Origin of the sequence: Mycobacterium sp. E1715 (assembly GCF_001667625.1) — a bacterium.
GTDB lineage: Bacteria > Actinomycetota > Actinomycetes > Mycobacteriales > Mycobacteriaceae > Mycobacterium.
Genome location: NZ_LZJJ01000211.1, coordinates 1 through 8,453, shown reverse-complemented (window position 1 = coordinate 8,453; position 8,453 = coordinate 1). Strand labels below are relative to the sequence as shown.

Genomic DNA, 8,453 nt, shown 5'->3' with positions numbered 1-8,453 from the left:
AGGCCCAGCAGCGGGCAACTCAGGTTCGGCGCCAGCTGCAGGATCGGTTTCATGGCCTTGGGCATCCCCTCCGGCGGATCCTCGACGATGAAGGCGCCATAGCAGTCCACCGCGGCATCGAACGGCAGCGAACACGCCGCCAGGTATGCGTGCCGCCCGCCGGAGCAATGCCCGATGACGCCGAACCTGCCGTTGGCGCCCGGCAACGAGCGCAAGTGCTCGACCGCGCCCGCGACGTCGCCGACCAGGCGCTCGTCGGGCACGCCGCCCGCCGCCCGCGCCGCCGCCGCCGCATCGTCGGGCGACGCGCCCGGCGCCTCACGCGAATAGAGGTTCGGGGCCATGGCGTGGAAGCCGCTGACGGCGAGCCGCCGGACGAACTCCTTGGTCTCGCGGTCATAGCCGGGCATGTGATGGATCCACACGACCCCGCCGCGAGTGCCCTCGGCGAGCGGAGTCGCCAGGTACGCCTCGATTTCGTCGCCGCCGTGACCGGTAATGGTGATCGTCTCCGCACGGATGGCGTCTGGGCTGACCGCGTTCATTCGCGACTCCTCTTTGGGCTCCCTGGTCGGCCGCAACCCGACGCGGAGCGCGTGCGGCCGGTCCGGGCCCGCCCCGCCGGAACCCAACGTAGCGGAACACCCCCGCGCCGTCAGCGCCGCTTGTCGCGCACCTTGTACGTCGAGGGCCACGACTTGCGGGACTCGTCCCCCGTCAACGGGATGCCCATCCCCCCGACCTTCACGTTGTAGGCCTCCTTGCCAGGACCGACCTCCCGATTCGCGTGCTCCTGGGCAAGGAAGTACAGCTCGTCGATCGTGGCCTCGTCGTAGGCGACGAACGAGGTTTCCCGCGCCACGTCGTCGATCCCGGCGAGCATCCGCTCGGGCAGCACCCGCGACGCCAGCGCCGCCAGTCCGAACAGCGTGAACGGAATGAGCCAGTAGCAGGCGTACGACAACGGAGTCCTGGTGTCCAGGATGGTGGCATCGCCCCGGATGAGCGGCGGGATCGCCGACGACACCGTCATGACGGCCAGGGTTCCCACCCACACCCAGCTCAGGACGTTGACGGCCCGCGCGAACAACTCGGTCGTGCGCACGTCCGGGGGCTGCTCCGCGGCGGCGAACGCGCGCACGAACGGCTTGCCCGTCAGCGTGCCGGCGAGCGCGACCACCAGGAAACCGGCGATGCTCAGCGGGAGTATCCACCGGTGGGAGAACCGGTCACCGAGCGCGAAGGTCAGCCCCGTCAGCACCACAAACACTGCGGCGGAACCGATTTCGAGCGTCCGCTCCGGCTTGCCGGTGAGGTGCCCGATCGCCAGTGCGACGGCAGCGACGGCCAGCCCGACGAGTGCGGCCGCCGGCAATGGGACGTTACCGACGAGCACCCAATAGACGATCCACGGCGCAAGACCAAACAGCATGCCCACGAGGGGTCAGTGTATGAGTGACGGTTTCCGTCGTCCTCGGGGGCCGGGTCGAAAATTTGGTCCGCGGCCCACGACCCCCGCCGCGCGGCGTTCTCGGGCCGCCGGATTCCCGCGGCGCCAACGGCTTTCCCGGCGGAAGGTGACGCCGCGGAGAGGGCTTATGGCCCTTGGCGCGCGGCCTTGCGGGGGTCAGTGTTGGAGCGGTACGGATCTGAAGGCTGTCACCGCGACAGGGTAGGGCTAGGTCGAGCTATGGGTCGCACGGCAACGCCGGCTGAAGGCGTGGTGGCGATCGGCGCATCCGCCGGGGGCATCGAGGCGTTGAGCGAACTGGCGGCGGGGATGCCGCCGGACTTTCCGTTCGCGGTCATGATCGTCATCCACATGAGCCCGGGAGCGCCGTCCCTGCTGGCGCAGATCATCAACCGAAGCGGCCCGCTGCCCGCGGTCGCGGCGGTCGGCGGTGCGGTGCTGGAGGCCGGCCGGATCTACGCCGCCGTGCCCAACCACCATCTGCTGGCCAGCGACCACCGGGTGGCGCTGTCGGACGGACCGTGGGAGAGCGGTCGCCGACCCGGCATCGACGCACTGTTCCGGTCCGTCGCGCTGGACTATGGCCCACGCGCGATCGGCGTTCTGATGTCGGGGCTGCTCGACGACGGCGTGGCCGGACTGCGCGCCATCAAGTCCAAGGGAGGGGCCACAGTGGTTCAGGAACCGAGCGACGCGCTGTTTCCCGACCTACCGAAGAACGCCATCAAGGCCGGCCTGGCCGATCACACGGCCGCGGCAAAGGAGATCGGCAGCCTGCTCGGGCGGCTCGCCGACCGGAACGTCGAGGAGCCGGCGGCCGATCCCGACGGGCGACTCGAGTTGGAGAATCAGATCGCGATGGACAGCCAGTTCGCCGCGTCCGTCGGCGTGGAAGACCTGGGCCCACCGACCGGATACACGTGCCCGAGCTGCAACGGAGCTCTGATGTCGGTTGGCGACAACGCCTACCGCTGCCAGGTCGGCCACGCGTGGACGGCCCAGGCGCTGCTCGTCGCCTACGGCGACGAACTCGAAGAAGCGATCTGGGCGGCGATCCGCAACCTGAAGGACACCGCGCGGCTGTCCCGCACCCTCGCCGAGAACGCCGAAAGCGCAGCGGATCTGGAAGGCTATACGGTCGCGGCGAACCGGGCCGCCCACGCGATTGCCGCGTTGCGGCAGGGCCTGCTGACGGCGAAGGCCGACAGTCGGAGCGGCGGGAGCACCTAAGCGGTGTGCAACGCCATCGCCAGGAAGTCGAGACGCCACAGCGACTCGAACAGTTTTCGCCCGAATTCCCTTACCAGTTCGGCATTTTCGGGGCCGACGTCGCCCTGGCGGGCGACGTGCTCGATGATCTCCCGAATCGTCCGGCGGCCGTCGACCTGCTGAACGAACGGCAACTGGGCCGGGTTGAGCTTCAGCTTGCTGCCCGGCAGATGGATATCGTCCCCGGCGAGCAGGCAGGCCGTCCGCAATAGCGGAACGTAATCGAGCGCCTCGGGCGTCGAGAAATCGATCGCGTAGTGCTCTTTCGGGCGTTCGGGGCGGCAGGCCATGAAGAAGTGCGTGGCATTCGCAGGCTGCAGGCGTTCCATCACCGACCACAGCTGGACGTCGGGCAGCTGGTTCAGCAGCGCCTGGAACCCGCTCGCCGGCGCGACGACGTCGTGCGGGTAGTACGGCGTCTTGTGAAACCAGCCCTGGAATGCCAATCCGGCGGCGCCGACCAGGTCCAGGCATTCCGCGACGGTGTAGCTCCGCTGGCGACTGTGCAGGAACGTGTCGACCAAAGCGCCGTCGGACACCAGATCGCGCGCGCCCTTCAGATACGGGCGGACGGGGTGATCCGCGGGCAGCACCGCGATCGCCTCCTTGACCATGTGGACCGATGCGTCGTCCTGCCCCAGCCCCAGGTCGCGGAACGCCGATTCGAGCATCTCGACGCCGATCCGGCCGTACTTGGCGTACAGCATGACGGCCAGCACACCGTCCGCGCGCAGGCACCCGCCGAGCGCCTTCAGCCCGGTCAGCGGATCCGCCATGTGGTGCAGGACGCCGGTGGACACGATGAGGTCGAAGTCGCGCCCGAGCGTCGCCACCTCTTCGATGGGCAGCAGGTGCAGCTCCAAGTTGTCCAGGCCGTGCCGGTCTTTCAGGTACCGCTCGTGTTCCAGCGCCTTCCGGCTGACGTCGATCGCGACCACCCTGGCGGCGCGGTTCATGAAGGCGAAAAGCGCCGCCTGGAAGGTGCCGCAACCCGCGATCAGAATGTCCAGGTCCGGTACGTACTCCCGGTTAGGCCACAACACCCGGTGCGCCCAGAACGGATCGAACCAGTCCCAGTGGGTCTTGGTCCACGCCGCCAGATCGGTCACCGGGGGCGGGTATTCCCAGCGATCGTATTGACTGGAGACGCCGTCGCTCCGCGGATCGTCGGTCACTTCGGCGCGGCTCCTTCGCGGTGGCGGTCGCGACCAACTTACTGTGCCGTGGGCCGTCCGGCTTGCTTACGGCGTCCCGGCTCACATCAGCGGGGGCCCTGGGACCAACCAGATCAGCGAACTGTCGATGAGCCCCCGGTACTGCGGGCAGTAGGCGGCCACGGACAGGCCGACGAAGTAGCTGGCTTCCTTCATCGAGAGATCGGTGTCGCGCTTCACCTTCATCGCCAGCACGCTTGCGTTCGCGTTGTTGTCGAATCCGGTGCACACCCGGTGGGCCATCGCGATCGCGACGTCGCTGTCTCGGACTTCGATCCCGTAGTTGGCGAGGGACGCGATGAACGCGTCGTCGCCCGGGTCGGCCGACGCTGGCGCCGACGCCACCAGCTCGAGCACCGACAGCAGGACCGCACAGACCGCCGGCCACTTCCCGCGACGGACGTTCATACCGGCGCGGTGCCGATCAGTTCCAGGCCGACTGAGGGGCCTTCGCCTGACTCACCCCGTGCTCGCTCTGCCCGTTCGTCTCCGGCGCGGCGACCGCGCGCAGCCCGACCGGCCGTTGGCGCCAGCCCGCGTACCCGAGCGCCACGCTGATCGCGGAATAGACGACGGCCTCCGTCCACATGAACCCGACGCCCCACTTCCTCCCGAGGAAGATCGGCTCGTCGATGATGCCGCTGGAAGCGGCAATGGCGTAGCCCGCGTGGGCGTACGCGATGCCGGCGAACGCCCCGCAGAAGAATTTGCTCACTTCGCGATTCATTGCTCGTCCTCCCTGAAGTTGTGTGATCTCACTGTCGCCCCGCCCGCCGAGAGCTGGTAGGGGCCAAGGTCCTCGCCCAGCGGCCCCTTGGTCGCTGATCCGACCTAGGCCGGTCCGTTGACGATGCGATCCCGGATGCCGGTGGCGGTGGTGAGATGCCCTTCGGCGGAGTTCATGAATTCGCCGGCATGGCGCGCCTCGTTGGCATCCTTGTCCTCGACCGCGGCGACGCAGAAGTGGGACGCGGCATCGAAGTCGTCGAGGCTGGCCTGCAGCGCGTCGGTGAGTTCTTTGTCGGGGGACGGCAGGTGCCCCTGGAGGAAGCTCGCCGCGTCGTGGCCCTCGTGGCAGGCGGCCCCCAGGGCGGCGTAGTCATGCTCCCCGATGGCGAATGTCGCCTTGCCCATCGCTATCCCCAGGTCTTGCATGTGGTCTTTGGTCAGTTCGACCCATCCGCGCACGGCCTGACCATGCGACGTGGTCGTGGTGGTCGTGCCGCCACCGCCGTTGTGATTTCCAGCGGAGCAGCCCCCGACGAAGAGGACCACCGCCGCAGCGCCCGCCATGGCTTGCTTGATCACCACCGGCCTCCTAACCCTGTGCTGGTGGTGATCTTCGTTCGGGCGGCGCCGGCTAGACAGGGCACAAAGCCTCTAGCTCTGGCACCAAGGTGCCCCAAATCCGGTGACTGGATTAGCGACTGCAGACAACGACGGGCAGCGAAGCTCGCGCCCATGCCGCGCCTGTGATCAGCAGCCGACCGGGCCGCCACCCGCGGGGCAGGTGGGAATGGTGATGGGTATGCAGCCCACCGACGTCGTTGAGACGGCGAATGCGAGCACGAGCGCAATCAGAACTTTCTTCCCCCTGGCCATAACCAGGAAGCGTAATGCCCGGCTGCGTTCCGCTTGTCGGATTGCGCAAAACGCAAGCGCCTCAACGTCGAAGACGCCAGCGCGTGACGCCGGCGAAGAGCATGGCAAGCACCCCCAACACGGCCATATTCGTGAGCCACGCCGAACCGGTGTGCTGCCAGAGCGAATCGTTCGAAATCCCCGCGACCAGTTTGGTCAGATCGGCCGTCGACGCAGTCGCCGCGAACCCCCATCGTCCGGGCGTCAGCCAGGCCAAGGCTTCCATCAACGGTCGGTCGGTCACCGGGATGAAGCCGCCCGCGAGCACCAGTTGCGCCATCAGCGTCATCGCCAGCAGCACGATGACCTGATCGCCGGTGCGGGCCACGGCCGAAAGCGCAAGGCCGAGAAGGACGGCCACTACGCAGGTCGCCGCGACGCCGACGAACAACTCGACGGCCGGGCTACCCAGGACCACCGCACTAGACGGGCCGGGCTTGCCGATCGCGGGCGCCGTGACGATCGCAACGAGTATCGCGGATTGGATCACCGCGACCGCGCCGAAGACGATCGCCTTCGCGAGCAGGTATGCCGACGCCGATAGTCGCGCCGCCTGTTCGCGCCGGAAGACGGCGCGTTCGCCGACGAGATCGCGGACGCTCAGTGTGGTTCCCATCAGGATCGCCGCGAAGCTCGTCAACGCGACGATGTGTTTGGCTTCGAACGGTGGTTCGCCAGGCGCCGGCATGTGGCTCAGGCCTGCGTGACCGGTGACGGTCAGCGGCAGCAGGCCGACGATGAACGGCAGCACAGCGAGGAAGGCGAGGTAACCACGGTTCGCCACAAGCAACCTCACCTGGCGACGCGCGAGCGTCGACGTTTGACGCCATATGCCGACAGGGGGCGGTTGGACCGGCTGAACGAGCGCGGGACGGCATACCGTGTCCGCTTCCTGGGAGTCTCGCCCCTGCATGAACCGCCGTTGGAGACCGTCCGGATCGGCGCATACCCTGGTGAAGATGTCAGCCCAATCTGAGGCTCCCAGATAGGAACTGAGCCGATCGGGAGGGCCGCAGAAAACCGTCTTGCCGCCGGGTGCGAGCAACAGCACCTGGTCGCACACATCCAGGAACGTCAACGAATGCGTGACGACCACGACCACGCGCCCTGCGTCGGCCAACCGGCGCAGCATGGCCATCACCGAGCGGTCCAGCGCGGGATCCAGCCCCGTCGTCGGTTCGTCGAGCACCAATAGGTAAGGGCTGGTCAACAATTCGACGGCGACCGACACGCGCTTACGCTGGCCGCCCGACAACCTGTCGATGCGAGTGTCAGCGTGGGGTGTCAGCTCGAGTTCCTCGAGCACGGTGGTGATCACCCGCGCGCATGCGCTTGCGGTGGTGTCGGCGGGCATCCGGAGTTCCGCCGCGTACTGCAGTGCCTGTGCGACGGTGAGCCGGGCGTGCACAAGGTCGTCCTGTGGCACCATCCCGATCTCGCTGCGCACTGTGTGCACGGCCCTCGCCTCCAAAGACGCCGTCCCACTGGTCGGCCGATCCTCCCCGGCGGCGACCTTGGCCAGAGTGGACTTGCCCGCGCCCGAGGGGCCGATCACCGCGGTCAACGTGCCGGGGCGCGCCGCGAACGAAACCCGGTCCAGCAGAACCCTTTCGCCGTCAACGGCGAGGCTGACATCGCGCATCTCCAGGCCGCCGGTCGCCGCGGGCAGGAATCGGTTCTCGCGCTGGACGCTCCGATTAATCGGGATCGACCCGAACGGCTCTGCCGGGAATCGCCAGCGGGCGCGCATTTCCGTGGCGTTCGCGGCTTCGTCGGTCCGATTCTTGAGGGTGATCGGCATCGTGGGCTTGTCGTTATTCATTGAGATCTCTCATCCGAGGAAGTACGCGAGTGGGAGGACAACCAGCAGTGAATCGATGCGGTCGAGGAGGCCACCGAATCCGGGCAGCCAGTCACCGGCGTCCTTGACCTGGGCCTGTCGCTTGAGCATGGATTCAAGCAGGTCACCGAACAGACCGCCGATGGAGACGGCGATGAGCAGGCCGACGGAGATGGTGCCCAACAGGGTGAGGATTCCGAACGCGCCGATGATCGCGCCGACCATCCCGCCGACCGTCTTGTTGGGGCTCAGCGGGGACAGCGGCGTGCGCGCCCATCGCATGCGGCGCAACCCTTTTCCGCCGCACCACGCCGCGACGTCGGTGGCCGCGACGGCGAAACACAGCAGGTATGCGTCCGGTCCCACCATGACGAGGTGGGACAGCGACCAGCAGATCCACACCGAGGCGAAGGCGGCGGAGGCGGCGCGCCTGGCGCCGTTCTCGACGTCGCCCTGAAGGACCGAGGGCGCCACGCACAGCAGCACGATGATCGGCGCGAATTGCAGGAGCGAGGGGCGCAGCCACGCCGCGACCGGGTATGCCACGGCCAGGACCACAAGCACGTAGGTGTCGGCCCGGCCCAGCTTGACCAGTCGCGCGTACTCGATCACCGCGACGACCGCCAGCGCCGCGGCCAACCCCGCCGTCGTGCCTTGGCCGGCCCAAACCGGGATCCCGACAGCCGGTGCGATCAGCACCCAGGTGCGCCATTTCTGCACCAGCTCGCGCTTGCGCGAGACCAGGACGGCGGCGCCCGCGACGGCGAGGATCGCCACCGTGACCCACATCAGGAACACAGCCGTCGAGTACATGTGGACGTGCAGCGGACCCACGTCGATGTTGAGCGGCATCCGCCGATCGAGATGAGGAAACCAGCGGTCGAGGAGTGACATGGTGGGCCGCCGGTTCTAAGACGCCAGCGCGAAGCGGTCATCGGCCACGACGTCGCCCCGCAGCGCCAGCACCTGCGACCGCAGTTGCGGTGCGGAGGTGGTGTGGGGATCGACGGGCGTACCG

Annotated in this window: 9 protein-coding genes; 1 reads left to right on the top strand and 8 read right to left on the bottom strand. The window is 68.0% G+C overall.

Annotation, left to right across the window (positions count from 1 at the left end; translation table 11 throughout):
- Positions 1 to 545, bottom strand: a 545-nt coding sequence (locus tag A9X03_RS11645; protein ID WP_068261119.1) for a dienelactone hydrolase family protein, incomplete at its 3' end; no start/stop codon positions are given.
- 110 nt (positions 546 to 655) lie between these two features.
- Positions 656 to 1,438, bottom strand: a complete 783-nt coding sequence (locus tag A9X03_RS11640; protein WP_068261115.1) for a hypothetical protein — start codon at positions 1,436 to 1,438, stop codon at positions 656 to 658.
- Positions 1,439 to 1,690: 252 nt separating this feature from the next.
- Here A9X03_RS11640 and A9X03_RS11635 point away from each other — a divergent pair, with 252 nt between their 5' ends.
- Positions 1,691 to 2,701: a chemotaxis protein CheB gene (locus A9X03_RS11635; RefSeq protein ID WP_068261112.1), complete on the top strand. Its 1,011-nt coding sequence runs from the start codon at positions 1,691 to 1,693 to the stop codon at positions 2,699 to 2,701.
- Here A9X03_RS11635 and A9X03_RS11630 read toward each other — a convergent pair.
- From A9X03_RS11630 to A9X03_RS11605, 6 genes are all read right to left on the bottom strand, one after another.
- The gene (locus A9X03_RS11630) at positions 2,698 to 3,915 is read right to left on the bottom strand and encodes a bifunctional 2-polyprenyl-6-hydroxyphenol methylase/3-demethylubiquinol 3-O-methyltransferase UbiG (RefSeq protein WP_067778824.1); all 1,218 of its coding nucleotides are present in this window, start codon (positions 3,913 to 3,915) and stop codon (positions 2,698 to 2,700) included. The two genes, A9X03_RS11635 and A9X03_RS11630, sit on opposite strands and share 4 nt — an antisense overlap.
- A gap of 81 nt (positions 3,916 to 3,996) precedes the next feature.
- Entirely contained in the window at positions 3,997 to 4,362 is a 366-nt protein-coding gene (locus tag A9X03_RS11625; RefSeq protein ID WP_068261106.1) for a DUF732 domain-containing protein, read from the bottom strand.
- 16 nt (positions 4,363 to 4,378) lie between these two features.
- Complete coding sequence (locus A9X03_RS11620) at positions 4,379 to 4,681, bottom strand: hypothetical protein (RefSeq protein WP_197696059.1); 303 nt, start codon at positions 4,679 to 4,681, stop codon at positions 4,379 to 4,381.
- A gap of 104 nt (positions 4,682 to 4,785) precedes the next feature.
- A complete protein-coding gene (locus A9X03_RS11615; RefSeq protein WP_156669953.1) occupies positions 4,786 to 5,262 on the bottom strand; it encodes a hypothetical protein in 477 nt (158 codons plus the stop codon).
- Positions 5,263 to 5,617: 355 nt separating this feature from the next.
- Complete coding sequence (locus A9X03_RS11610) at positions 5,618 to 7,417, bottom strand: ATP-binding cassette domain-containing protein (protein ID WP_068261103.1); 1,800 nt, start codon at positions 7,415 to 7,417, stop codon at positions 5,618 to 5,620.
- Between the two features lie 9 nt (positions 7,418 to 7,426).
- Positions 7,427 to 8,329: a phosphatidate cytidylyltransferase gene (locus A9X03_RS11605; protein WP_067749970.1), complete on the bottom strand. Its 903-nt coding sequence runs from the start codon at positions 8,327 to 8,329 to the stop codon at positions 7,427 to 7,429.
- Positions 8,330 to 8,453: the final 124 nt, after the last annotated feature.

Excerpts from the sequence above, each read along its gene's own strand:
- A9X03_RS11635 (WP_068261112.1), top strand. The coding sequence starts at position 1,691 with ATGGGTCGCACGGCAACGCCGGCTGAAGGCGTGGTGGCGATCGGCGCA.
- A9X03_RS11625 (WP_068261106.1), bottom strand. The coding sequence starts at position 4,362 with ATGAACGTCCGTCGCGGGAAGTGGCCGGCGGTCTGTGCGGTCCTGCTG.
- A9X03_RS11620 (WP_197696059.1), bottom strand. The coding sequence starts at position 4,681 with ATGAATCGCGAAGTGAGCAAATTCTTCTGCGGGGCGTTCGCCGGCATC.
- A9X03_RS11610 (WP_068261103.1), bottom strand. The coding sequence starts at position 7,417 with ATGAATAACGACAAGCCCACGATGCCGATCACCCTCAAGAATCGGACC.
- A9X03_RS11605 (WP_067749970.1), bottom strand. The coding sequence starts at position 8,329 with ATGTCACTCCTCGACCGCTGGTTTCCTCATCTCGATCGGCGGATGCCG.